Raw genomic sequence first — 22,886 nt, forward strand, 5'->3', positions numbered from 1 at the left:
ACCACTCAGTAGCGCCGAAAAAAGCTATGAATATCGGGACGAACCTCAAGAGCCAAAGTCAGCACAGCCATTGATTGGCCGAGAAGCACATCGTCTCTTTCAGAGCCTTCAACAAAATCCGCATGACCGGCGCCGCCGTCTTGATATTTAGCGCCGTGGGCAAGATTGTTTCTCGCTCGGCGAATCGCAAGAAAGAGATCAGCCGTGTTCTTGACGGCGCCCGTGTCCTTCCATCCAAGCGTTCCATCGGCAAGCTTCACTTGCTTTTTGGGTGGCTTGCCAATTAAGACGGGGGCAATTCCTTGGGCGATGACATCGCTCAGGAATTCGGGGCCAAGGTCTCGGGCAAAACCATCCCAGTCAGGATCGACCCTGTCATCGTTGCCAATGGCATACTGCCCAGACCTCTTCAGCGCGCACTCGAATCTTGAGAAAACGATGAAGAAATCAATAGCCAGCTTCGGTAGCGCTGCCTCAAGGGCTTGTTCGACCAAACTCATACTTCCCCCAGCAAGTTACTCATTCGTTATGACGATTGGACCGTCCACTCAGCACCGATGCTAACCATGCCGAGAACATCACGCTGTCCTTCTTGACGTAGAAACTGATGTAGCCACCATCTGTTAGAACGGGATAGGCCCGCGTGAGTCTATTTTCTGTCAGTGCCTTGTATAACTTAACTCAGGTACATTGAGCGCGTCGGCGCGAAGCGCTGCCGGGCTTTGCGAACTGCGCCCCCATGTTGACTTCGCCGTCACGGCCATTCGGCTTTAATCCCTCACGCCTTCGCGCCTACGGCGATGCGCGCTGCGCTTGCCTCCGGGGGAAAGCCCTGCGGGCTATCCCAGCCGCGCGATGCTTGGCGCCCCTCGATGCAGCCGAACCGGCATGTGCCGGATCGGCCCGGCCAGCGCCCCGCCGCAATGGGCGGGGCTTGTGGGGCTACGCCCTAGCTTGCTGCCGCAGGTTGCACGAAAGCATGCCGTCCTCGACGCTGGCGGTTCGTCGCCTGGTCGTCACGAAGGACGGTTCACCGACACGCCGCCCAGCGCTGCAATGAAGCTTCCACGCCACGCCTCATGCAAGAGGCCACCTGCAACGTCAGGGGCGCTTTCACCTTGTCGCTGGGTGTTGTCCTGGCTCGTGTCAGGGCGCAGGCCGGTGAAGCCGTCGCTCGGGGATGCCGAGTCGGCCATGTCTCCAGTCGGGAGCGGGCGGCCAGTACGTCCTTGTGTTGTTGTGAATCCTGGCGGTGGCACGGCTGCGCCATGGGCTTCATGGCCGCAACCTTGCAGCGAAAACAATTTCCCCTGCGCTGCGCGCATTCCTCGCGGGACAAATTCTTTTCGCTTCCAGGTTCTCCACGGTGTTGCGACCGCTGCGCGGTGCGGCCAGCCCATCCCCCGCCGGACGGATCACAACAAGGACGCACTGGCGCGACCTTGTTCAACCCGAAAGGAGAAATCATCATGGCTAACATCGGCACCTTCACCGCAGACAAAGATGGCTACACCGGCACGCTTCGTACCCTGACGCTCAACGTCAAGGTCAAGCTGGTTCCCAACGACAAAGGCATCAGCGAGAATGCCCCTGACTTCCGCCTGCAGGCCGCCAGTCACGACATCGGCGCGGCGTGGAAGAAGACCAGCGAGGCCGGACGCGAATACCTGTCCGTGACGCTCGACGATCCTTCGTTCCCGGCACCGATCTATGCCCGCCTGATCGAAGGCGAGAGCGGCACGCACGATCTGATCTGGTCGCGCACCAAACCGCAGGCGGCATAACCGCCGCAGCGCCCCGCCCATCGCGGCGGGGCATTTCCTGCATCTGACTACGCTTCGATAGCCTGAAGACGGCTTTCGGCCTCGGCCATCAGCACTGTCGTGCTGCATTCGAGTGCGCCTGCGATCTTGAAGATGAGCGACAGGGTGGGTTGGTGCTCGCCACGCTCGACCTTGCCCATATGGGAACGCTCGACGCCCGCCAGATTGGCCAGCGTCTCCTGCGCGATGCCGCGCTCCGTGCGCAGCGCACGCACCGCAGCGCCGAAGGCCTGGGCCAGTTCGGCGTCAAAGGTGGTGGTGCCGGCCGGTCGGCCACGCTGGACGGTACGCTTCTGCATAGATAGAAGCGTCGATCTACAGCACAATTAAAACCACGTTATATTTAACTCATTCATTCGTTTCACCTGTTTTGTGTCTTTACTGAAATCCGCATCGGCGGCTTTCTTTAAAAGCGGAGAACCTGATTCGTGCCTTTTCTGACTTCCGCACATGCGCCTGTGTGTCTTTGCGCTTCTGGGGAAGTGTGGGTTTGCGCATCTGCGCTTGCGTGGGAAGGCAGACAAGCGGCAATGCGGATTCGGGTATTGGCAGGAACACAGCCATGACGATGCTCATCGCCGACGACGACCGCATCCGCTTGCTGGTCAATGGTCAAGCCCGCGCTGACGGGCAAGAAACCGATCCACTGCCGGTTGTTCGCTTGTTCACGCCAGATGCGCACCTGACCTGGCTGCTGGCAGCGCTTGACCCCGCAGACGGTGACACCGCTTATGGCCTGATCGACCTGGGCTTGGGCATGCCTGCCCTGGGCACAGTGAAGCTGTCCGATTTGGCATCCATCGTCGGCCCGCGCAAGCAGCCCGTGATGCGTGATCGCTACTTCCAGCCGACCCGGCGGTTATCGGAATATCTGCGGCTGGCAGAGGAAAACGGCTCCATTCCAGACTGAACCACCACATCCAAGGCGGGCGCATTCAGTCTATTTTGGTCTGATCTGTGACCTGTACGGTCTGAATCGGCACTCTTGCACCGAAGCGGTGCGAGTCTGCTGCAAACAGTCATGATCTTTGGCGCGGGCTGCGGCACGGTATCCGATGCCGCGCACCATTTTCGGGTTTCGCGGTCGTCGCATTCGGACGAACCACGCAACGCTTCGGAGCCAATCGGTCTTGACACTGCCAGTTTACCCAGCCATCCATGACGGTTTGCCGATGACGCCGTAGTTTGCCTTCTTCACGCCCGTGGCGACGTTCCTGCTGTCCGACAGGAGGTTACGACATGGCAGACCCGAGCGATGAACACCACGAGCACTGGTATCCGAACGCCGCGTATCTTTACACGCTGCATCTCGATGGCCCAGCCCTGGCCTGGGAGTACCTGCGCCGCAATCCTGATTACCGGCTCGACTGGCTGCGCCGTCGTCGCAGGCCAGATGCGGCGCAGCGCTGGGGGCTGCGCCTGCTGGAAGACCCGGCCCTAGATGCGCGGGACGCGCACCCGGCCTGGTTCCCCGATCACGATGCCGTGGTGCAGCTCTACCCAGACGCCGACCCGCCACCCGATGCGGTCGTGTTCGAGTTTTGGCGTATTCCAGGCACCAAACACCTGATTCACGACGGTAAGCGCTTGGTGCTAGTGGCGCGATGGCCGGGGTGCTGCCTGCGCTTCGCGCTCGCGCCCGGCCTGGTCGATGGCACGGCTTACGCCTATGCCATCCGCGCCTGCGCGGTGCCATGCGGCCGCTACCAAGCGCTGATCGCCCAGTTGAACAAGCTGGCTGGATTGCCGGAGGCTGCGCACGTGGTGACGACTCGGCCACGCCCGTCGGCGGTTGCGTTGTTGGAGTTGCACACCCTGCAGGCGCTCGATGCGACCCAGGCGGGTGCATCCTTGCGCGAGGTGGCTGAAGGCTTGTTCGGTGTGGATGCCGTCGCGGCTGACTGGCATAAGGACAGCGCCTTGCGTGCCCGCGTGCGGCGGCTGGTGCGTCGTGGCGAGGCGCTGATGCGCGGCGGCTATCGCAGTCTGGCGCAGCTTGCGCCAGTTGCATCGCAGTAAGGGGGACGTTTTGCAGTCCCTGCAATTCGTCCCTTAGCAAGAAGCCTGAATTTCTTGAAAGTGCCTCTATCCGGCCGCGTGGTGTGGCCGGGCTTGATGGAGGTACTTCCCATGCGTCCTGCTCCCTTGCGGCCTGCCGCCACTGTTGCCGCTGCGCCTGCGCAGCCCCAACGCTATCTCACCAACGACGAGGCCGCTGACTACCTGCGCCTCTCGCCGCGCACGCTGGAGAAACAGCGCGTGATCGGCGGCGGGCCGAAGTTCCGTAAATTCGGCCGGCGCGTCATGTATGCCGTAGCCGACCTGGATGCCTGGGCCGATGCGCGCAGCTTCGACGCCACGTCCGACCCCGAGTACGCCGAGCGCCATGCGGGTGATTACCGTGATCGCCGCTGATTGGTGCATCGCCGGTGGCCATCACCATGTCCAGCCCATCGCTGCCATCCCGGCAGCGACCGCCGCAAGAGCGCGAACAGCTCGATCTGTTTCGCGCCTTGCCGGGCGACATGGCGCCGCGCGATGCCCAGGACTTGATGGCCTATCCGTTCTTCTCGCTGGCAAAGTCACGGCGCACAGTGCCGATCGACTTTCGCAGCGGGAACATCACCATCCGCGTGGAAGGCACGCAGGAGCACGGCATCGCCACGATCTGGGATGCGGACATCCTGATTTGGGCTGCCAGCCAGATCGTCGAAGCCAAGGACGCGGGTTTACCTACATCCCGGCTGATGCGTGCCACACCCTACGAGATCCTACGCTTCATCGGGCGCGGTACTGGCTCTCGCGACTACCAGCGCCTGAAAGCGGCGCTGGATCGCCTGCAATCGACCACGGTGGCCACCTCCATCCGCGAGACGACCGGGAGGCGGCTGCACCGCTTTTCCTGGATCAACGAGTGGAAGGAACTGGCCGATACCAGCGGCACGCCGCTGGGCATCGAGCTGATCCTGCCAGACTGGTTCTATGCGGGCGTGGTGGATGCCGCCCTGGTGCTGACCATCGACCCGACGTACTTCCGCTTGACCGGCGGCATCGAGCGCTGGCTGTACCGCCTGGTGCGCAAGCATGGCGGCAAGCAGGAATATGGCTGGCAGTTCGATTTTCGCTATCTGCACCAGAAATCCGGCAGTACCGCCAAACCCTACGATTTCGCCTGCGATCTGCGCGCATTGGTTGCGCGGCAATCGTTGCCTGGCTATGTCCTTGGAATCGAGCGCATGCCGGACGATGGAACGGAATTGCTGACTTTCCGGCCCGTGCCGCAGACGGCACGGGGATAACTCCGGGAAAGCCTGTGAATAGTGTCGTGCTATCAGGCGTGCGGGGTATCGTGCTATCAGGCGTGTCCTTATCGTGCTATCAGGCGTGCCAATCGGCTGCAAAGCCGCGCCAACATTGGGTTTCCCGGCCCTCTAACTTACCTAACTTAAATTCTCTAACTTTTAGTAGAGAAGCGCCGTTTCGGTGGACAACTGCCGGAAGTCAAAATCAGCGGCAAATCCAACAGCGAAATCAAGGGCAAAACCAACCCCGTTCGGCATGGCAAAAACAGGCTGGTCTTCTCAGCCGGAGGGCTGCGCCATGATTCTCGCCTTGCTCAACCAGAAAGGGGGCGTCGGCAAAACCACACTCGCCACCCATATCGCCGGGGAACTGGCCCTGCGGGGCCAGCAGGTCATCCTGCTTGATGCCGACCCGCAAGGTTCATCGCTGGACTGGACGCAACGCAGAAGCCAGCAAGGCTTGCCACGGCTGTTCAGCGCCGTGGGCCTTGCCCGCGAAACGCTGCATCAGGAAGCGCCAGAACTCGCCAGGCGGGCCGATCACGTCGTCATTGATGGGCCACCCAGGATCGCCGCCTTGGCGCGCTCCGCGCTGCTGGCGGCCGAGCGTGTGCTGATCCCGGTGCAGCCCAGCCCCTACGACCTCTGGGCCAGCTCGGAAATGGTTTCGCTGATCCGCGAAGCGCAGGTGTTCCGTCCGCTGCTCCGCGCAGCCTTCGTCATCAACCGGCGCGTCAGCACCACCATCATCGGCCGTGAAGCGCGGCAATCGCTGGCCGAACAGCCGCTTCCTGCGCTGCGCGCGGAAGTGCATCAGCGCATCGTGTTCGCCGACAGCGTGGCCGCTGGCAGGCTCGCACGCGAGACGGCGCCCGACAGCGCCGCCGCCCGCGAAATCACCGCCCTGGTGGACGAACTGCTGCGGTGGCCGACATGACAGCGCAGCAGCCACCCAACAGCAAACGCACGGGCAAGCGCGTCGGCATCGGTGCACGTCCGCCCGCGAATCCGCACGCCGAAGCGTGGATTCGCCAAGGCGATGCCGATGTGCTGGGCAAAGGCGACCTCTACACCGCGCGCCTGACCCTCGACATCACACCCGCCATGCGGGCGCGCATCAAGGTGTCGGCCTTCACGCAAGGCGTGACCGTGGCCGACTTGCTGCGCGGCCTGCTGGAGCGGGAGTTTCCCGAGAACCACAGGGAGAACACGCCATGACCACATCCGCTTCGCCTGCCGCTGGCGCGGCCACGGCTGCGCTGCCGCTGCATCCCGCAGCACTCACCGGACAGGCCGACAACGTGCCGCTGACGCGCGTTTCGCTGGCCTACCTCGAACATCGCTTCAAGCTCTACCTGCGCTTCGGTGAACCTGCGCGCACGCTCCAGCTAGACCGCTGGCGGCGCTGCGCGGTGTTCCTGCCGGGCGCAATGCTCTGCCGCATCCGCTGGCAGGCCAACGACTATGGAACGATCCGCTGGCAGCTCATGGTGATGCAGGCTTGCACGCCACTGGACGCGGCGCAGCGCATCCCCGGCGTGCACCCGGGCGCGCGCCTGCTGCTGCACACCGAAGGCGATGCCAACGTGCGCGCCGTGCTGGAACGCATCGGCGGCATCGAGGCACTGGGCATCGCTGCCATTGACGTGTCGCCCGCCTTCTGGCGCACGCTGGGCAACCGTCTGGCGGCGCGCCTTGCGCTGCCCGAATACACCGTCGAACGGCACGCCGCCTGGCTGACCGGGAAGGTGTTGCCATGACCGCCCCGACCACCACCGCCAACGCGCCTGCCGTTGCGCCGCGTCCTCGCTCGCGCCTGCGTGCTCGCATCGTCGTGGCGACACTGGCCACCATCGGCTTCGCTGCGCTGGCCTGGACGGCTTTCGTGTCGCCGCTGCCGCGACTGACCTACAACCCGTCCGACAGCGTGGCGGTCGGCTGGTATCGCATCGAACCGTTCGACCCGCGCACCGCCTCGCTGCCACGTCCGCTGTCCGTGGACAGCATCGTGCTGGTGCCGCTGCCTGCCAGGGCCGCCATGCTGGCCGGGCAGCGCGGCTACCTGCCGACGCGCGTTCCGCTGCTCAAACGTGTGGGCGCGGTCGCGCCGCAACACGTTTGCATCGTCGCCGGTCAGGTACGCATCGACGGCGAGCCTGCGGCCGCCGTGCTGCCTGCCGACCGGCTGGGCCGGCCGCTGCCATCCTTGCAGCTTTGCCGCCGCCTCGAACCGGGCGAGCTGTTCCTGTTGAGCGTGACCAATCCGGCATCGTTCGACAGCCGGTATTTCGGCCCGGTCAGCGCATCCGCCGTGATCGGCGTCGCGCATCCGGTCTGGCTGGAGACACGCCCATGATGGCCGCCGATTCGCTGCACGTTGCCGTGCATCTCATCGTGCCATCGGGCATGTCGTTCCAGTGGCTGCCGCCGTGTCGTCGCGCGTGCAGTACGGGTGCATTCGCACCGCACTTCGCGCTGCCTTCGGCGCAGCCGTCCAGCGTGCAGGCGTCTTGCCTCGAACGCGCTCGGCCTGCGGCCATTGGCGCGTTCGCCGGCGGGCTGGCTGCAAGCAGCGCAGCGCCGCCGGGCCGCCGACGCCCGAAGCGACAGCGAGGGGCAAAGGCGGAAGGCAAGACAAAAGGACGCAGCACCGGGCCGCGTCGAAAGCCAGTCTGCACATGGGGGTGGCACGGCACGGAGCGGCTTCGCCGCCGTGCCGTGTTCGGCGTGAGGGTTGCGCCAATGCAGGCATGTCCGCGTGCTTCGCACGACAGGACACGCCGTAACTTTCGAGGAGCGCAGCCATGACCGACCGCCGCGACGACGATTTCCGGGTGCGCCCCAGCGCCCCGAAGAACCCGGGCAAGGGCCAGGGACAGAGCTTCGTTTCCAAGGTACTCAAGCAGGCAAGCAAGGCCAGCGGCGGCAAGTCCTCGATGCGAAATTCCGCAGCCGGTGACAGCGGCGCACGCGCAGGCCAGCGGCCCGGCTCACGCCTGGGGCGCGGCCACACAGCGGCGCGCTTCGCTGGGTCAAAGCTCACGCCCATGTCGCGGCGAGTGACCATTAAGACCCTGCTGGTCAACCAGCGTAACGCCAGCCCGCAATCGCTCGCCAAGCACCTGCGCTACATCGAGCGCGACGGCGCGGGCCGCGATGGCGAACCCGGCCGGGCCTACGGGCCGCAGGCCGACGAAGCCGACCTCGACACCTTCAAGGAACGCTGCCAGGACGACCGGCACCATTTCCGCTTCATCGTCTCTCCGGAGGACGGGGCCGAGCTGGACGACTTGCGCACCTACACCCGGCACCTGATGAACCGAATGGAGGCCGACCTGGGGACGCGGCTTGATTGGGTAGCGGTCGATCACTGGAACACGGACAACCCGCACACACACCTGATCGTGCGCGGGCGCGACGACACCGGCAAAGACCTCATCATCGCCGGCGACTACATCGCCCACGGCTTCCGCCACCGGGCCGCCGAGCTGGCGACGGAATGGCTGGGGCCGCGCACCGAACTGGAGATCCAGCAGACCTTGCAGCGTGAGGTGGAGCAAGAGCGGTGGACGAGCCTCGACCGTACCCTGCAACGCGAGGCCGACGAGAATGGCCGGGTGCAGATCGAACAGTTCAACGCACCGGCGCTGCAACGTCAGCGCCTGCTGCTGATCGGCCGCCTGCAACGCTTGCAGCGCCTGGGTCTGGCCGACGAGACGCAGCCCGGCACCTGGGCCATTCATGCCGATGCCGAGAAGACCTTGCGCGCCCTGGGCGAGCGTGGCGACATCATCCGAACGATGCAGCGTGCCATGAGCGGTAAGCTGCGCGAGCTGGCGGTGTTCGAGCCGGGCCAGGATGCCGACGGAACCGGCCGCACCATCGTTGGCCGTGTGGCCGCCAAGGGGCTGGCCGACGAGCTGCACGACCGAAGCTATCTGGTCATCGACGGCGTGGACGGCAAGGCCCACTACGTCGCCTTGAATGCCCGCGACGAGCTGGCGAACTATCCCACCGGCGCGGTAGTGGAGGTAGGCGGTTCCGCCGAGGTGCGGGCGGCCGACAAGAGCATCGCCGCGCTGGCGAGCGATGGCCTGTACCGCACCGATCATCACCTGGCGATCGAGCAGGGCCGGGCCAAGGCCGGACGTGACCCGCAGGAAGTCGTCGCGGCCCACGTTCGCCGGCTGGAAGCCCTGCGCCGGGCCGGCATCGTGGAGCGCGTGGCCGAAGGGCTATGGAAGGTGCCGGACGACCTGGCTGAGCGTGGCCGCCAGTACGACGTGCAACGGCTAGGCGGCGTGGCGGTGGAACTGAAATCGCATCTGCCTATCGAGCGGCAGGCCCGTGTGATCGGCGCGACATGGCTCGACCAGCAATTGCTCGGCGGCGGACGTGGGTTGGGTGACTTTGGCTTTGGTGCCGAGGTCAAAGAAGCCTTGCAGCAGCGCGCCAACTTCCTCGAAGAACACGGGCTGGCCCAGCGGCGTGGGCTGCGGGTGATCCTAGCTCGCAACCTGCTGGGGACGCTGCGCAATCGGGATCTGGCGCAGGCGGCAAAGGACATTGCCGCAGAAACTGGCCTGGAACATCGACCCTTAACGGACGGGACGCGCGTGGCCGGCATCTACCGGCGCTCCGTCATGCTCGCCAGCGGTCGCTACGCGATGCTCGATGACGGCATGGGATTTAGCCTAGTGCCGTGGCGGCCGGTGATCGAACAGCGGCTGGGGAAGCAGCTCACCGCGACGATGCGCGGCGGCCGGGCGTCCTGGGAGTTTGGGAGGCAACGTGGGCCTATTGTAGGTTAGCTAGCCACGTATGTTTCTATGGCTGAACCTGGATTTATCCCTCTCTCAACACTCTCCGAAGATGAATAAATACCCGCACAGGATCAGCCTTCAGCGATATCAACGTTTAAACCGGCGGCTCGCCACGCCGGGAAGCCACCCGACAATTTCAGTGCTTCGTGACCTCGTGCGCGAAGCAACGCCACAGCTTCAGATGACAGTACGCAGTATGGATCTCGGCAGTAGGCAACTATCGGAGAACCTGTCTTCAACTCCTCTAGCCGACTAGCCAGTTGATCCAGGGGAATATTGATGGCGCCGGGAAGGTGGCCGTCTGTGAACTCATCACTCGGTCGCACGTCCAGTAGCACCACAGCCTCCTCAGATAGCCGGCGCAGCAATGCTTCAACTGTAAGACCTTCCAGCTTGTCGCGCTCATGCAAGCTATCCATGGCGACCTGTGCGATTTGGCTGCGCTTGTGTTGAACGAATTTCCAGAGCGCGGTGGTCAATTCAGCCACCGGTGCATCATCCAGCGCGTAGATGACATGCTTACCTTCACGCCGGGTCGCCACAAAACCAGCGCGCTTAAGGAGCTGCAGATGCTGCGAAGCGTTCGCCAGGGTCAAGCCACAACGTTCGGCTAGCTGCTCCACCGAACTCTCGCCTTGGGAGATGTGGTGTAGAAGCATCAAGCGGTGGGCATGCCCCAACGTCTTTGCGACGTCGGCAAGGTCGGCGGGATCCTTGAAGACTGATGACAGATCGTGAGTGCTCATTGACAGCATGGTACACTCACTCTATCATTCAATCAATCTCTTGATTGTTTTATCGTAAGCCTAATCAAGCTCTTCACCGAATCACGTCAATCTGGATGTCATTGAAATGAATGCCTACCTCACCAATGAAAGTCTGCATGCCTTCTGGGCATGTCTTGTCTTGGCCCTCGCTGCCAGCAGCATCGCCATCACCATCACACACACCGAAGTTTTCGCGCCGCTGCGAGCGTGGACGCAAAAGCTGGGGCACATGGTCGGTTATCTCTTCCAGTGTTTCTATTGCATGAGTCACTGGGTGGTGTTTCTCGGCATCCTGATCTACCGCCCGAGGATTCTTAGTAGCGGAAGCCTTCTGGCCGACCTTGTCGTTTCCGCATTCTTCACTCTTACGCTGAGTGCCTTTGTTAGCGGGATCTTTTTCAAGGTTTTCCTGACTGCCATGGCCATGAAGGTTCGAGAAAAAGAAGTCAAAGAAATTATGGCAAAAAAATGACTAATGCCGGGAGTGATCGAAGCGATCACCCGCCATTAAGTTTTTGCGCTATTAACCAAAAAGAAATTGCTCTATGCCAATCCAGCTAAAGCGGAGAATCCTTCCGCTACTACTCGTTCTCGCCCTATGCACCACGGCGGCGTACTATCGCACGTCGGATGTAAATGCGGGTGTCACTGAAGATGGTTCGTTGGTAACAGTTACCGTCAAGCCCGCGACAGAAGAAACAGTGACCGATTGGGAGGAATATACGGGACGACTCGAAGCGCCAGAACGCGTGGAGGTTCGCTCCCGTGTAGCGGGAACGATCGCCGCGGTTCATTTCAAGGACGGTGAGCAGGTGGCCCAAGGTCAGCTTCTCTTTTCAATCGACCCTGCACCATTCGCGATAGAACTACAGCGCATGCAGGCGATGCTCTCCCAAGCGCGCGATCGGGTGCAATTCACTGCTAAGGAATTGGAGCGAGGCAAACGTCTTGTGGAGGCCAATGCGATCGCACGTCGAGATTTCGATGCGCTGCAACACGATGCGCAAGAGGCGCGTTCTTCGTTGCAGGCAGCCGAGGCTGGCGTAAAGCGCGCAGAACTGGATCTGGCTTATACAAAAATCGTTGCTCCCATTTCAGGAAAAATCTCAAGGGCTGAAATTACCAAAGGAAATTTGATCAAGGCCGGAGAAGATGCAGCTCCGCTTGCATTAATTGTTAGCCAAAGTCCCATCTATGTCTCTTTCAATGCCGATGAACGCACATATCTTCGCTACTACAGTAATCCGAAGAGCGCTCACGACACATCGGTCAGGGTGGGGTTGATCGCCGAAGAAAACTATCCGCATAGCGGAACCCTGGTTTCCGTTGACAACCAACTGGATACGCGATCTGGAACGCTCCGGATGCGCGCATTACTGCCAAATACGGATGGCATCATGATTCCCGGCCTGCAAGCCCGGGTTCGCCTCCAAACCGGAAAAGCTTATCGGGCGGTGCTGATCGACGAGGCTGTTATCGGCACCGATCAGGACAGACGCTTCGTCCTTGTCGTCGACGGCCACGGTCAAGTCGAGCGGCGGATTCTGACGCTCGGCAGCCGTCAGGGTACGCAAAGGGTAGTACTGCAAGGCTTGCGTGCTGCAGATCTCGTGATTGTCGACGGGGCACAACGCGTTCAGCCGGGTCAGAAAGTGAAGTCAGATGTTCCTCCCGACCCGGGTGCTGATGAGGGCGTGCGGGATTGACATGAATATTTCAAAGTTTTTTATTGATCGGCCCATATTCGCGGGCGTCCTATCAACGCTGATTTTTTTGTGCGGGCTGATTGCCTTATTCCGTCTGCCCGTCTCCGAATATCCCGCGGTTGTCCCTCCGTCTGTCGTGGTTCACGCGCAGTATCCGGGGGCCAATGCCACGACGATCGCTCAAACTGTCGCCGCACCCATTGAGGAGTCAGTCAATGGCGTGGAGCACATGCTCTACATGCAGTCGCTGGCAAATGATGACGGCAATCTCTACCTGACCGTGACGTTCAAATTGGGAACCTCTCCGGATCAAGCGCAGCAGTGGGTTCAGAATCGGGTGTCCCAAGCGCTTCCACGTCTGCCCGAAGAGGTACAGCGTTTGGGCGTCACAACCGTGAAAAGCTCACCGAACATTACGCTTGCGGTTCACCTGGAGTCTCCCGACGGCCAGTTCGATGTCAATTACCTCAGCAACTATGCGATTCGCAATGTCAAGGATGAACTGGCGAAGATCGAAGGCGTTGGCCAGGTAACAGTATGGGGGCCAGGCGGCTATGCCATGCGTGTCTGGCTCGATCCCGCGGCGGTCGCCGCACGTGGCCTGACAGTGTCCGATGTCATCGCTGCGATACGAGAGCAGAATTCCCAGGCGGCAGTCGGCAGTATCGGCGCGGCCCCCACGGTGGCCGACGCGCCCTTGCAGATGACCGTCAGTACCGACGGCAGATTGAGCAGTCCGGAACAGTTCGGCAATATCGTCCTGCGCGCCGATCAGAGCGGCCGGACGACTCTGCTGCGGGATGTGGCGCGAGTGGAGCTGGGCGCAGAAAGCTACGGCATGCGCACCTATCTGAATGAGCGGGAGGCCGTGGCGGTTGCCATTCAAGAGGCACCGGGGGCCAACGCGCTCAAGATTGCATCCGACGTTGAGCGCACGATGACGCGGCTCCAGCAACAGTTTCCCGACGGGCTGAATTACGAGATCGCCTATAACCCGACCAAGTCGGTGGAGGCGAGCATTGAAGCGGTGGTTCACACGTTGGTCGAAGCGATCGTTCTCGTGGTGATCGTGGTGTTTCTGTTTCTTCAGACTTGGCGTGCGTCGATCATCCCGCTGCTGGCTGTTCCGGTGTCCATTGTTGGCACCATGGCCTTCCTGCATGCCTTCGGATTTTCTATCAATGCGCTTTCCCTGTTCGGTCTTGTGCTTGCCATCGGTATCGTGGTGGACGATGCCATCGTTGTGGTGGAAAACGTCGAGCGAAACATCGAAACCGGAATGCTCCCTCGTGAAGCGACCTACCGCGCGATGAAAGAGGTAAGCGGCCCAATCATCGCAATCGCGCTGACGCTTGTGGCTGTTTTCGTTCCCCTGGCTTTCCTGTCTGGATTAACGGGGCGGTTCTACCAGCAGTTCGCAGTCACGATTGCCGTCTCGACCGTGATCTCTGCAGTCAATTCCTTGACGCTGTCGCCGGCTCTGGCATCGCTGCTGCTGAAACCGCATGGGGCGCAATCGGACTGGTTGACCCGGCTCATGCATCGAGTATTCGGGCGCTTCTTTGCTTGGTTCAATAGCGCCTTTTCTCGCAGCTCGGAACGCTATGGGCAGCGCGTTGCTTGGCTGGGGCGGCGCAAGGTTCTCGTTGTCGCCGTTTACGCGGTGCTCGTGGTAATCACGGTCCTCCTGAGCCGAAGCATTCCAGGCGGATTCGTCCCCTCACAGGACAAGGAATACCTGATCAGCTTCGTCCAGCTTCCGGCAGGCGCATCGCTTGATCGAACGGACGCTGTTTTGAAGCAAATGAATGAGGTTGCCAGGGCCGAACCCGGAGTGGCACGCACCTCGTCATATGCGGGGCTGTCACTCAACGGAACCACCAACAGCGCAAACTCCGGGCTGACTTTTATTCTCTTGAAACCGTTCTCGGAGCGAGCCGGTCTCAGTGCCGATGAAATCGCGGCATCATTAAACGGCAAGTATTCAAGCCTGGAGAAAGCCGCGTTTGCAGGCGTGTTCTCCGCGCCACCGGTTATGGGCCTGGGCTCTACTGGCGGATTCAAGGTCCAGTTGGAGGATCGAGGCAACCTCGGCTACGACGCTCTGTTCAAGGCCACCCAGGAATTCATGGCTAAAGCCAGGGCTGCACCGGAGCTGACGTCGCTGTTCTCGACCTATCAGATCAATGTCCCCCAGTTGCATGTGTCCATCGACCGCATTGCGGCCAAGCAGTATGGGATATCGGTCGCGGACATCTTCCAGACGATGCAGGCTAATCTTGGATCGTTTTACGTCAACGACTTCAACATGTTGGGGCGCGTGTATCAGGTTCGCGTGCAGGCGGATGGCAGATATCGCGCTCATCCCGAGGATGTGCTGAAGCTCCAAGTCAGAACGGCAGCCGGAGCGATGGTGCCCCTGTCCACGGTAGCTTCCATTGAGCAAAGCTATGGCCCTGAGCTAGTCACCAGGTACAACGCCTATACCTCCGCCGATGTCAGCGGCTCGCCGGCACCAGGATATTCGTCTTCGCAGGCTATGGCGGCGATAGAACGCATCGCGGCGCAAACCCTGCCCTCAGGTATCGAGTATGAATGGACCGATCTGACGTACCAGCAGATCATCGCGGGCAACAGCGCGCTTTGGATTTTCCCTTTGTGCGTGTTGCTGGTCTTTCTTGTCCTTGCTGCTCAGTACGAAAGCCTGACACTGCCCCTGGCCGTGATCCTGATTGTCCCTATGAGCATTCTTTCCGCGCTCCTTGGCGTTTGGATAACGAAGGGGGACAACAACATCTTTACGCAGATCGGTCTGATCGTGCTGGTCGGACTGGCATCCAAGAACGCGATTCTTATCGTGGAATTTGCCAGGGAGTTGGAGATGGCGGGATGGCGCACGCTGGATGCGGTTCTCGAAGCATGCCGTCTCCGACTTCGCCCGATTCTAATGACATCTCTTGCCTTCATCATGGGCGTGATCCCTCTGGTCATCTCTACCGGGGCTGGCGCGGAGATGCGACATGCAATCGGTGTGTCGGTATTTTTCGGCATGCTGGGCGTGACATTCTTTGGCCTTTTCTTGACACCAGTCTTCTATCTTCTTGCTCGAAAATTATCGTCGGGAAAGCTGCATTCTGCCGCGCAACATGAGCCTCCTGTGACGTTGCCACACTCGGCTATTGGTCAGAAGGGGGAATAAGTAATGAAAATAAGAGGAAATATAGACTCTCGAATATTATGCCTTGCCGTCTTGGCATCGGTAATGACGGGCTGCTCCGTGATTCCATCCTATCAACGCCCGACATTAAATGTCCCCGACAGCTACAAGGAGGCATTGACGCCATCGCTTGAGGATATAGAGGTTGCTGGGAATTGGAAGATCGGTGAGCCGGTGCCTGAGGAATTATCCAATACTGATTGGAGTGTATTTCAAGATGAGCAACTAACCGATCTACAGTCGAAAGCTCTTTCAGAGAATCAAGATATCGCCGCAAAAGTAGCGCAGCTTGGCCGCGCTCGGGCTCTAATAAAGGACGCACAAGCAGCCTATTACCCAAGTGTCTCGGCAAGCGCTGGCCCTACAAGGCAGCGAATTTCGAGTGCTGGTCAATACCTGCCAGATGGAGATCCAGAAATATATCAAAGTTACTGGCGGGCACAGGTGTCAGTAGCCTACGAGGTAGATCTTTTCGGAAAAACCTCGTCGGCGGTTGCTGCTACGCGTGCGAATTATGAAAGCAAGAAAAATGACCTGGCAGCTTTGAAACTCTTGGTTCAGGCTGATGTGGCGAGCACCTATTTCCTGCTTCGACAGTTAGATAGTGAAATTCATCTAACTCAGGGCGCTGTGGCGACCAGAGAAAAGACAATAAGCCTGATTGAACGGCAATTGGCTGAAGGCGTTATAAGGCCGGGCGCCCTGTCCAGCGCCCAAGCGGAATTAGCAAAATCACGGGCAACATTGACTGCAGTACAACGTCAACGTGCGATTGTGGAACATGCATTGGCTGTCCTCCTTGGCCGAGCACCTAGCGATTTTTTCTACGACAGTCATGAACAGCTTTTCATCACCGTCAATATACCGCCAGGCTTGCCATCATCATTGTTGGAACGCCGGCCTGATATCGCCTCCGCTGAAAGGCGGATGGCTGCTGCCAATGCGGAAGTCGGCGTGGCCAAGGCAGCTTATTTCCCCGCGCTGAGCCTAACCGGATCTGCCGGTTATGAGTCATCCAGCTTAGGAAATCTATTCAACTGGTCGCAGCGAACATTTCTATTGGGGCCTTTGGTGGGGGCCGCTCTAAGTTTGCCAATTTTTGATGGCGGAAGACGCGAGGCAACTATTGAGCAAGCGCGAGCACGGTACCAAGAAGAAGTCGCGGCATACAGAGGAACCGTACTCAAGGCTTTCCGAGAAGTCGAAGACAGTTTGGTTTCGATACGAACGCTTGATGAAGCAATAGAGCAGCTCCGCCTGGCACAGGAGGCCGCTCAAAGCGCATCAAGCGAAGCGCAGAGTCGGTTTGAAATTGGCGACAGTGATTACCTCTACTATCTTGATGCGCAGAGAACATTAATTGAGCAACAGCTAGAACTAGTGCGTGCTCAGGGGGCCCGGTTACGGGCTTCGGTGGATCTTATACGTGCGCTGGGCGGCAGTTGGAGACAGTTGAATTGAGCCTCAAATGACAAATCAAGCAATATGGAGCGAAATTCGGGATATCCAGCGACTGCCAGGAGGAAAGGACGCAGAGTTGCCTCTTATATCCAGTCAGAGTGTTGACGCTCTATTCGAGCTGAAGAGCTAGTTTATGGAATTTCGTCACCTTCGCTGCTTTATTGCTGTAGCAGAAGAACTCCATTTTGCCCGCGCTGCTGAACGGCTGCATATTGAGCAGTCTCCGCTGTCACGCACCATCAAGGAGCTGGAAGAAGACCTCGGAGAACAGTTGTTCATCCGTACTAGCCGCAGCACGCGGCTGACCCGAGCGGGAAAACTGTTCCTGGAGCATGTGCCGCGCATCTTCACCGCCTTGCAGCAGGCGCGCGATAGCGTGAAGGCAGCAGCCAATGGCTTTCACGGCCAGTTGCGCATTGCGCTATCCGATGGCATCACGCCATCGCGCCTGCCGACCTTGTTGGCGCTGTGCCGCCAAGAGGAACCCGAAGTCGAGATCCGACTGTTCGAGGTGCCGCTGTCGCAACAGATCAAGGGGTTGCAGGACGATCTGTACGACGTGGGCTTTGCGCAGTCCGACGAAGTGGGCGACGGCATCGTAGCTAAGATGGTGTGGAGCGATGCGCTGATGGTGGCGGTTCCCGCGCGTCACCCGTTGCTCAGACACAAGCGTATCCCATTGGAAGAGGTGCTTCGTCATCCTTTGGTGTTATGCGATCCCCAAATCTGCGAGGGCCATGCCCGCCAGGTGGATCGGGTGCTTCGCCGGATAGACATGGAACCTTTGATTACTGAGCGAGTCGCCTCGTTCGACTTGATGATGGCACTGGTTGCGGCGGGTTTCGCCTTGGGCCTTGCTGGAGCACCGCATATCGCGGGTAGTCGCGAGCCTGGTGTGGTCGCCCGTCCGCTGGCGGGCCGTTCCCCCATGCTGACCACCTATGTGCTGCACCGCGAAGGTGAATCATCGGACGTGCTGGCGCGTTTCATCGAGCGCGTGCAGGCCATCGACTCTCCGGAAGACCGCAGATCCCCACTACCTGTTGAGCCTGATCTTCAAGAGGAAATCGAACCATGAGCCTGAAGCTGATTGTTCTGTTTTTGTCGGTCGCTGTACTGTCCGCCTGCGGCCCATCCGAGCCATCGAAGCAGGTAGCCAATGTGCCGACCGTAGAAGAACTAGCGGCCAATCCCGAGCGCTTGAAGGAGCTGCGCCGCCGTTGCAAGACCGAGCGCCCGACGATGGGCGACGTGCTGTGCAACCACGTGGCGGAGGCGACGAACAAGCGCTTCTTTGGCGACGGCAAGGTGCCTTACACACCACCGGAAGCGCCGCCGAAGTTCTGACCGTTGGCGGCTTGCCGCACATCCTCATTTTATTTCTCGACACGCCGCAGCGCGCCCACGCCTGCGGCGTTTTTACTGGTTTCGTCCCTGCATGAAACCATGCTTTTTGCATCATCTTGCTGCCGATAACGGTCTTTGACCGGCACTGAATCGGCACCGATCCTGACGCCTGCGGCACGCCTTTGTGCCGCGTTTTCCACGAGGAATTAGCGCAGGAGAAATCGGAAGCCAGGGTATGCAAGCTCAGGGCGTGTTGTTCGGGCAGATCGCCGCCGTGTTCGGCATCGTGATCGCCGGTGTGTGGGGTGCCACGCAATGGACAGCCGCCGCATTGGGCTACCAGCTACGCCTGGGCGCGCCTTGGTTCTATTTTTACGGCACGCCGGTCTATTACCCGTGGAAGCTGTTCGAGTGGTGGTTCTTCTTCGACGCCTACGCGCCGCAGGTTTTCGACACCGGCGGCATGATCGCGGCAAGCAGCGGCCTGCTGGCTGTGGTGGTCGCCATCGCCATGTCGGTATGGCGCTCGCGCCAGGCGCGCAAGGTGACGACCTATGGCTCGGCCCGTTGGGCCGATGCCGCCGACATTCGCAAGGCCGGGCTGACGCAGCCTGCTGGCGTCTTTCTTGGTCAGCATGACGGCCACTATCTGCGGCACGAAGGGCCGGAACACGTCCTGACCTTTGCGCCGACGCGCTCCGGCAAGGGCGTGGGCCTGGTGGTTCCTACGCTGTTGTCCTGGCCGGCATCCGCCGTCATCCACGACATCAAGGGCGAGAACTGGCAGATCACCGCTGGCTGGCGCAGCCGATTCAGCCACTGCCTGCTGTTCAACCCGACGGATGCCAGTTCGGCAGCCTACAACCCGCTGCTGGAAGTGCGGCGCGGCGCGCATGAAGTGCGCGACGTGCAGAACATCGCCGACATCCTGGTCGATCCCGAAGGCGCGCTGGAGAAGCGTAATCACTGGGAGAAGACCAGTCACGCGCTGCTGGTCGGGGCGATCCTGCATGTGCTGTACGCGGGGGAAGACAAGACGCTGCGCGGCGTCGCCAACTTCCTGTCCGACCCGGCCAGCCCATTCGAGCTGACCTTGCACCGGATGATGACGACCAAGCACCTGGGCGATTCCCAGCATCCCGTCGTTGCATCCGCTGCCCGCGAAGTGCTCAACAAATCGGACAACGAGCGGTCGGGCGTGCTCTCCACCGCCATGTCATTCCTGGGGCTGTACCGCGACCCCACGGTGGCCGAAGTCACCTCGCGCTGCGACTGGCGCATCGCCGACCTGATTTCTGCCGAGCACCCGGTATCGCTCTATCTGGTAGTGCCGCCGTCGGACGTTTCGCGCACCAAGCCGCTGATCAGGCTGATCCTCAACCAGATCGGCCGGCGGCTCACCGAATCGCTGGATGGCAGTGACGGCATCCAACGCCGCCACAAGCTGCTGCTGATGCTCGACGAGTTCCCGGCGCTGGGCCGCTTGGACTTCTTCGAGACGGCATTGGCCTTCATGGCCGGTTACGGCATTCGCAGCTTTCTGATCGCCCAAAGCCTGAACCAGATCGACAAGGCATATGGGCAGAACCATTCGATTCTGGACAACTGCCATGTGCGCGTGACCTTCGCCACCAACGACGAACGCACGGCCAAACGCATTTCTGAAACATTGGGCACGGCCACTGAGTTACGCGCCCAGCGCAACTACGCAGGCCACCGGCTTGCCCCGTGGCTGGGGCACCTGATGGTGTCGCGCCAAGAAACCGCACGGCCACTGCTGACGCCGGGTGAAGTGATGCAGTTGCCGACCGATGAGGCGGTGGTGATGGTGTCCAGTGTTGCGCCGATCAAGGCGAAGAAGCTGCGCTACTTCGCCGACGCCAATTTCAAGCAACGGGTAATTCCGCCGCCTGCGGTGGCGGCAGGCCGCTATGCCGATGTGCCGCCTGCACGACCTGACGACTGGAGCGGGCTGGCGATCCCTGCGGTTCCTGCGGCACCGGCCACGGCATCCGCCGATGACCTGGAGGCCTTGGGTTCGACCGACGACGGCGGCCCACGCCGCCAGCCCGAACTGTCCGAAGCCATCGCCTATGCCCCCGAGATGGATGCCTCGACCAGCGACCTGTCGCTGCTTGATGACGACGACATGCCCCCGGTGCTTTCCGGCCAGCTCGACCCCGCTCTGCAACGCACGGCGCGGCTGGCATCGCTGAACCCCAACGACGGAATCGACTTATGAGCCAATACCGATTGAACCTGTTCATCCAGCACGAGCACGCCAAGCGTCTGGATGAGCTGGCCGCCAAGAAAGGCGTGTCCAAGTCCAGCATCGTCGCCGCTGCGTTGGCATCCTGGCTGTCGCCCGATGCCGGCGACCAGCGCGAGGCCGCCATTGCCAAGCGTCTGGATCGCCTGTCGCGGCAAGCCGAGCGTCTGGAGCGCGACCAGAACATCCAGATCGAAACGCTGGCGCTGTTTATTCGCTACTACCTGACCGTCAGCACGCCGGTGCCGGAGGCCCATCAGGACGCGGCTCGCGCCCAAGGCAAGGCACGATTCGAGCAGTTCGTCGAACAACTGGGCCGTCACTTGCTGCGCGGTCGAAGCCTGGTGCGTGATGTGGTGGAAGAGCTGCACCCCGACCCAATGCGCATGGATGACGCGGCGGCGATGGCTGCCGCCCATGAGCGCACTGCGGAGCGTGCGCCATGAGTGTCGTTCCTCAAATCCCGCCCGAGCCGCGTTCATCCGCTGCGGCGTCCCAGGATCGCCGCATCCAGATGCTGCGCACGGCGATGGGGCCGGTGATTGCCGCCGCGCTGGAAGACCCGGACGTGGTGGAAGTCATGCTCAACCCCGACCGCACACTATGGCTCGATCGGCTGTCGTCGGGCCGTGCGCCGTTGGGCGTGGAGCTGCCCGAAGCTGATGGCGAGCGCATCATCCGGCTGGTGGCTGCCCACGTTGGCGCGGAAGTGCATCGCGGCCAACCTTTGTTGACGGCTGAATTGCCTGAAACGGGCGAACGCTTCGAGGGCATCTTGCCGCCCGCCGCACCCGGCCCGGCCTTTGCGCTGCGCAAGCGTGCCGTGAGCATCATCGGTCTGGATCGCTATGTGGCCGACGGCATTCTGAGCGCTGGGCAGGCCGAGTTCCTACGTCATGCCGTGCGCGAGCGGCACAACATCCTGATCGCCGGAGGCACCAGTACCGGCAAGACCACACTGGCCAATGCCTTGCTGGCCGAGATCGCCGCCACCGGCGACCGCGTTCTGGTGCTCGAAGACACCATCGAACTGCAATGCGCCGCCCGTGACCATGTGCCGCTGCGCACCCGTGCAGGCGTGGTGTCGATGCAGGAGCTGGTGCGCGCCACGATGCGGCTGCGCCCGGATCGCGTGATCGTCGGCGAAGTGCGCGGCGGCGAAGCGCTGGATCTGGTGAAGGTCTGGGGCACCGGCCACCCCGGCGGCATCGCCACCATCCATGCCGGTTCCGCGCTGGGCGCGCTGCTGCGGCTGGAGCAACTGATCCTCGAAGTCGCGGTGAACCCGCCGCGTGCGCTGATCGCCGAGGCGGTCAACGTCGTCATCCACATCGCCGGACGTGGCCGCAAGCGCCGCGTCGAAAGCATCGCCCGCGTCGTCGGCTTCGACGCCGCCGGCTACCAACTGGCGGACGCGCTGGAAGCGCCGCTTCCCGAGCTGCCGCCGGTTTCCTGCGCCGCCACCGCTGCGCCTTTCCCGTCCCCCGATCCCTCTGGAGAACTGCCATGACGCCTACCCATGCTTTCCGTACTTCCGTAAATCCGGCTCCCATCCTTGCACGCCTGCGGCGCCTGGCCCGGCCTGCCCATCGGGGCCTGATGCTGGCCGCCATCATGCTGATGACGGCCGGCACCGCGCAGGCCGCCGGTTCCTCGATGCCCTGGGAAGGGCCGCTGCAATCCATTCTGGAGTCGATCCAGGGGCCGGTGGCCCGCATCGTCGCGGTCATCATCATCATCGCCACGGGCCTGGCGCTGGCCTTCGGCGACACGTCGGGCGGCTTCCGCAAGCTGATCCAGATCGTCTTCGGCCTGTCCATCGCGTTCGCCGCGTCGTCGTTCTTCCTGTCCTTCTTCAGCTTCTCCGGCGGGGCGGTCGTATGAGTGCCGCCAACGAAGGTGCGCCGGGTTTCGCACCCGGTTTCGAGATTCCGCTGCATCGCTCGCTGACCGAGCCGATCCTGCTGGGCGGCGCGCCGCGCACCCTGGCGATCGCCAACGGCACGCTGGCCGCCGCCGTCGGGCTGGGCCTGCAACTGTGGATTCCCGGCGTGGTGCTCTGGATCGTCGGCCATTCGCTGGCGGTCTGGGGCGCTCGCGTCGATCCGCAGTTCATGCAGGTCTTCGCTCGGCACATCAAGCACAAGCCGCTGCTGGACGCATAGGGAGAA

General features: G+C 61.4%; 24 protein-coding genes. 21 read left to right on the forward strand and 3 right to left on the reverse strand.

All coding sequences use genetic code 11. From position 1 onward, the window contains the following. Window positions 1-5: 5 nt before the first annotated feature. Window positions 6-500, reverse strand: coding sequence for a hypothetical protein (locus ODI_RS06510; protein WP_067759208.1), 495 nt, complete (start codon window positions 498-500; stop codon window positions 6-8). Between the two features lie 969 nt (window positions 501-1,469). On the opposite strand from ODI_RS06510, the gene ODI_RS06530 reads away from it, so the two are divergent. Continuing rightward, window positions 1,470-1,784 (forward strand): DUF736 domain-containing protein, encoded by a 315-nt coding sequence (locus ODI_RS06530; RefSeq protein ID WP_067759206.1) that lies wholly within the window; start codon window positions 1,470-1,472, stop codon window positions 1,782-1,784. Window positions 1,785-1,831: 47 nt separating this feature from the next. On the opposite strand, the gene ODI_RS06535 is transcribed toward ODI_RS06530, so the two are convergent. Then, window positions 1,832-2,122 carry a helix-turn-helix domain-containing protein gene (locus tag ODI_RS06535; protein ID WP_067759203.1) on the reverse strand — a complete coding sequence of 97 codons (291 nt, stop codon included), beginning with the start codon at window positions 2,120-2,122 and terminating at the stop codon, window positions 1,832-1,834. Between the two features lie 263 nt (window positions 2,123-2,385). Between ODI_RS06535 and ODI_RS06540 the strand changes: the two genes are divergently transcribed. From ODI_RS06540 to ODI_RS06590, 9 genes are all read left to right on the forward strand, one after another. Next, window positions 2,386-2,733 (forward strand): DUF2958 domain-containing protein, encoded by a 348-nt coding sequence (locus ODI_RS06540; protein WP_067759202.1) that lies wholly within the window; start codon window positions 2,386-2,388, stop codon window positions 2,731-2,733. A 329-nt stretch (window positions 2,734-3,062) separates the two neighbouring features. Then, window positions 3,063-3,842 carry a DUF2285 domain-containing protein gene (locus ODI_RS06545; RefSeq protein ID WP_067759200.1) on the forward strand — a complete coding sequence of 260 codons (780 nt, stop codon included), beginning with the start codon at window positions 3,063-3,065 and terminating at the stop codon, window positions 3,840-3,842. Window positions 3,843-3,953: 111 nt separating this feature from the next. Beyond that, a complete protein-coding gene (locus tag ODI_RS06550) occupies window positions 3,954-4,238 on the forward strand; it encodes a helix-turn-helix transcriptional regulator (protein WP_067759199.1) in 285 nt (94 codons plus the stop codon). Window positions 4,239-4,264: 26 nt separating this feature from the next. Further along, the gene (locus ODI_RS06555; RefSeq protein WP_067759414.1) at window positions 4,265-5,122 is read left to right on the forward strand and encodes a replication initiator protein A; all 858 of its coding nucleotides are present in this window, start codon (window positions 4,265-4,267) and stop codon (window positions 5,120-5,122) included. Window positions 5,123-5,423: 301 nt separating this feature from the next. Next, a complete protein-coding gene (gene parA, locus ODI_RS06565; RefSeq protein ID WP_067759196.1) occupies window positions 5,424-6,062 on the forward strand; it encodes a ParA family partition ATPase in 639 nt (212 codons plus the stop codon). After that, the gene (locus ODI_RS06570) at window positions 6,059-6,343 is read left to right on the forward strand and encodes a chromosome partitioning protein ParB (protein WP_067759411.1); all 285 of its coding nucleotides are present in this window, start codon (window positions 6,059-6,061) and stop codon (window positions 6,341-6,343) included. The genes parA and ODI_RS06570 overlap by 4 nt, the downstream gene beginning before the upstream one ends. Beyond that, window positions 6,340-6,885: a DUF2840 domain-containing protein gene (locus ODI_RS06575; RefSeq protein WP_067759193.1), complete on the forward strand. Its 546-nt coding sequence runs from the start codon at window positions 6,340-6,342 to the stop codon at window positions 6,883-6,885. Before ODI_RS06570 ends, ODI_RS06575 begins: the two co-directional genes overlap by 4 nt. Continuing rightward, window positions 6,882-7,481, forward strand: a complete 600-nt coding sequence (locus ODI_RS06580) for a S26 family signal peptidase (protein ID WP_067759190.1) — start codon at window positions 6,882-6,884, stop codon at window positions 7,479-7,481. The genes ODI_RS06575 and ODI_RS06580 overlap by 4 nt, the downstream gene beginning before the upstream one ends. Window positions 7,482-7,929: 448 nt before the next feature. After that, on the forward strand, window positions 7,930-9,936 hold the full coding sequence (locus ODI_RS06590; RefSeq protein ID WP_067759187.1) for a relaxase/mobilization nuclease and DUF3363 domain-containing protein: 2,007 nt from the start codon (window positions 7,930-7,932) through the stop codon (window positions 9,934-9,936). A gap of 83 nt (window positions 9,937-10,019) precedes the next feature. Here the strand turns inward: ODI_RS06590 and ODI_RS06595 are convergent, their stop codons facing one another. Next, window positions 10,020-10,694, reverse strand: coding sequence for an ArsR/SmtB family transcription factor (locus ODI_RS06595; RefSeq protein ID WP_067759408.1), 675 nt, complete (start codon window positions 10,692-10,694; stop codon window positions 10,020-10,022). A 106-nt stretch (window positions 10,695-10,800) separates the two neighbouring features. Here ODI_RS06595 and ODI_RS06600 point away from each other — a divergent pair, with 106 nt between their 5' ends. From ODI_RS06600 to ODI_RS06650, 11 genes are all read left to right on the forward strand, one after another. Beyond that, window positions 10,801-11,187, forward strand: a complete 387-nt coding sequence (locus ODI_RS06600; protein ID WP_067759184.1) for a DUF1360 domain-containing protein — start codon at window positions 10,801-10,803, stop codon at window positions 11,185-11,187. A 73-nt stretch (window positions 11,188-11,260) separates the two neighbouring features. After that, window positions 11,261-12,421 (forward strand): efflux RND transporter periplasmic adaptor subunit, encoded by a 1,161-nt coding sequence (locus ODI_RS06605; protein ID WP_074046851.1) that lies wholly within the window; start codon window positions 11,261-11,263, stop codon window positions 12,419-12,421. A gap of 1 nt (window position 12,422) precedes the next feature. Continuing rightward, entirely contained in the window at window positions 12,423-15,620 is a 3,198-nt protein-coding gene (locus ODI_RS06610; RefSeq protein WP_067759406.1) for an efflux RND transporter permease subunit, read from the forward strand. A 3-nt stretch (window positions 15,621-15,623) separates the two neighbouring features. Beyond that, window positions 15,624-17,099, forward strand: a complete 1,476-nt coding sequence (locus ODI_RS06615) for an efflux transporter outer membrane subunit (RefSeq protein ID WP_074046850.1) — start codon at window positions 15,624-15,626, stop codon at window positions 17,097-17,099. Between the two features lie 133 nt (window positions 17,100-17,232). Then, window positions 17,233-18,177 (forward strand): LysR family transcriptional regulator, encoded by a 945-nt coding sequence (locus ODI_RS06620; RefSeq protein WP_067759178.1) that lies wholly within the window; start codon window positions 17,233-17,235, stop codon window positions 18,175-18,177. Window positions 18,178-18,179: 2 nt separating this feature from the next. Beyond that, window positions 18,180-18,446, forward strand: a complete 267-nt coding sequence (locus tag ODI_RS06625) for an EexN family lipoprotein (protein WP_425524402.1) — start codon at window positions 18,180-18,182, stop codon at window positions 18,444-18,446. A 235-nt stretch (window positions 18,447-18,681) separates the two neighbouring features. Beyond that, window positions 18,682-20,688, forward strand: a complete 2,007-nt coding sequence (locus ODI_RS06630; RefSeq protein ID WP_067759174.1) for a conjugal transfer protein TraG — start codon at window positions 18,682-18,684, stop codon at window positions 20,686-20,688. After that, on the forward strand, window positions 20,685-21,161 hold the full coding sequence (locus tag ODI_RS06635) for a ribbon-helix-helix protein, CopG family (protein WP_067759172.1): 477 nt from the start codon (window positions 20,685-20,687) through the stop codon (window positions 21,159-21,161). The genes ODI_RS06630 and ODI_RS06635 overlap by 4 nt, the downstream gene beginning before the upstream one ends. Next, entirely contained in the window at window positions 21,158-22,225 is a 1,068-nt protein-coding gene (gene trbB, locus ODI_RS06640; RefSeq protein ID WP_067759170.1) for a P-type conjugative transfer ATPase TrbB, read from the forward strand. Before ODI_RS06635 ends, trbB begins: the two co-directional genes overlap by 4 nt. Continuing rightward, window positions 22,222-22,599: a TrbC/VirB2 family protein gene (locus ODI_RS06645; protein ID WP_067759168.1), complete on the forward strand. Its 378-nt coding sequence runs from the start codon at window positions 22,222-22,224 to the stop codon at window positions 22,597-22,599. Before trbB ends, ODI_RS06645 begins: the two co-directional genes overlap by 4 nt. Beyond that, window positions 22,596-22,880: a VirB3 family type IV secretion system protein gene (locus tag ODI_RS06650; protein ID WP_067759165.1), complete on the forward strand. Its 285-nt coding sequence runs from the start codon at window positions 22,596-22,598 to the stop codon at window positions 22,878-22,880. Before ODI_RS06645 ends, ODI_RS06650 begins: the two co-directional genes overlap by 4 nt. Window positions 22,881-22,886 lie beyond the last annotated feature (6 nt).

Origin of the sequence: Orrella dioscoreae (assembly GCF_900089455.2) — a bacterium.
Lineage (GTDB): Bacteria > Pseudomonadota > Gammaproteobacteria > Burkholderiales > Burkholderiaceae_B > Orrella > Orrella dioscoreae.

What these genes read in the sequence shown, in the direction of transcription:
- ODI_RS06510 (WP_067759208.1), bottom strand. Translation starts at nt 500, where the DNA reads ATGAGTTTGGTCGAACAAGCCCTTGAGGCAGCGCTACCGAAGCTGGCT.
- ODI_RS06530 (WP_067759206.1), top strand. Translation starts at nt 1,470, where the DNA reads ATGGCTAACATCGGCACCTTCACCGCAGACAAAGATGGCTACACCGGC.
- ODI_RS06535 (WP_067759203.1), bottom strand. Translation starts at nt 2,122, where the DNA reads ATGCAGAAGCGTACCGTCCAGCGTGGCCGACCGGCCGGCACCACCACC.
- ODI_RS06540 (WP_067759202.1), top strand. Translation starts at nt 2,386, where the DNA reads ATGACGATGCTCATCGCCGACGACGACCGCATCCGCTTGCTGGTCAAT.
- ODI_RS06545 (WP_067759200.1), top strand. Translation starts at nt 3,063, where the DNA reads ATGGCAGACCCGAGCGATGAACACCACGAGCACTGGTATCCGAACGCC.
- ODI_RS06550 (WP_067759199.1), top strand. Translation starts at nt 3,954, where the DNA reads ATGCGTCCTGCTCCCTTGCGGCCTGCCGCCACTGTTGCCGCTGCGCCT.
- ODI_RS06555 (WP_067759414.1), top strand. Translation starts at nt 4,265, where the DNA reads ATGTCCAGCCCATCGCTGCCATCCCGGCAGCGACCGCCGCAAGAGCGC.
- parA (WP_067759196.1), top strand. Translation starts at nt 5,424, where the DNA reads ATGATTCTCGCCTTGCTCAACCAGAAAGGGGGCGTCGGCAAAACCACA.
- ODI_RS06570 (WP_067759411.1), top strand. Translation starts at nt 6,059, where the DNA reads ATGACAGCGCAGCAGCCACCCAACAGCAAACGCACGGGCAAGCGCGTC.
- ODI_RS06575 (WP_067759193.1), top strand. Translation starts at nt 6,340, where the DNA reads ATGACCACATCCGCTTCGCCTGCCGCTGGCGCGGCCACGGCTGCGCTG.
- ODI_RS06580 (WP_067759190.1), top strand. Translation starts at nt 6,882, where the DNA reads ATGACCGCCCCGACCACCACCGCCAACGCGCCTGCCGTTGCGCCGCGT.
- ODI_RS06590 (WP_067759187.1), top strand. Translation starts at nt 7,930, where the DNA reads ATGACCGACCGCCGCGACGACGATTTCCGGGTGCGCCCCAGCGCCCCG.
- ODI_RS06595 (WP_067759408.1), bottom strand. Translation starts at nt 10,694, where the DNA reads ATGAGCACTCACGATCTGTCATCAGTCTTCAAGGATCCCGCCGACCTT.
- ODI_RS06600 (WP_067759184.1), top strand. Translation starts at nt 10,801, where the DNA reads ATGAATGCCTACCTCACCAATGAAAGTCTGCATGCCTTCTGGGCATGT.
- ODI_RS06605 (WP_074046851.1), top strand. Translation starts at nt 11,261, where the DNA reads ATGCCAATCCAGCTAAAGCGGAGAATCCTTCCGCTACTACTCGTTCTC.
- ODI_RS06610 (WP_067759406.1), top strand. Translation starts at nt 12,423, where the DNA reads ATGAATATTTCAAAGTTTTTTATTGATCGGCCCATATTCGCGGGCGTC.
- ODI_RS06615 (WP_074046850.1), top strand. Translation starts at nt 15,624, where the DNA reads ATGAAAATAAGAGGAAATATAGACTCTCGAATATTATGCCTTGCCGTC.
- ODI_RS06620 (WP_067759178.1), top strand. Translation starts at nt 17,233, where the DNA reads ATGGAATTTCGTCACCTTCGCTGCTTTATTGCTGTAGCAGAAGAACTC.
- ODI_RS06630 (WP_067759174.1), top strand. Translation starts at nt 18,682, where the DNA reads ATGCAAGCTCAGGGCGTGTTGTTCGGGCAGATCGCCGCCGTGTTCGGC.
- ODI_RS06635 (WP_067759172.1), top strand. Translation starts at nt 20,685, where the DNA reads ATGAGCCAATACCGATTGAACCTGTTCATCCAGCACGAGCACGCCAAG.
- trbB (WP_067759170.1), top strand. Translation starts at nt 21,158, where the DNA reads ATGAGTGTCGTTCCTCAAATCCCGCCCGAGCCGCGTTCATCCGCTGCG.
- ODI_RS06645 (WP_067759168.1), top strand. Translation starts at nt 22,222, where the DNA reads ATGACGCCTACCCATGCTTTCCGTACTTCCGTAAATCCGGCTCCCATC.
- ODI_RS06650 (WP_067759165.1), top strand. Translation starts at nt 22,596, where the DNA reads ATGAGTGCCGCCAACGAAGGTGCGCCGGGTTTCGCACCCGGTTTCGAG.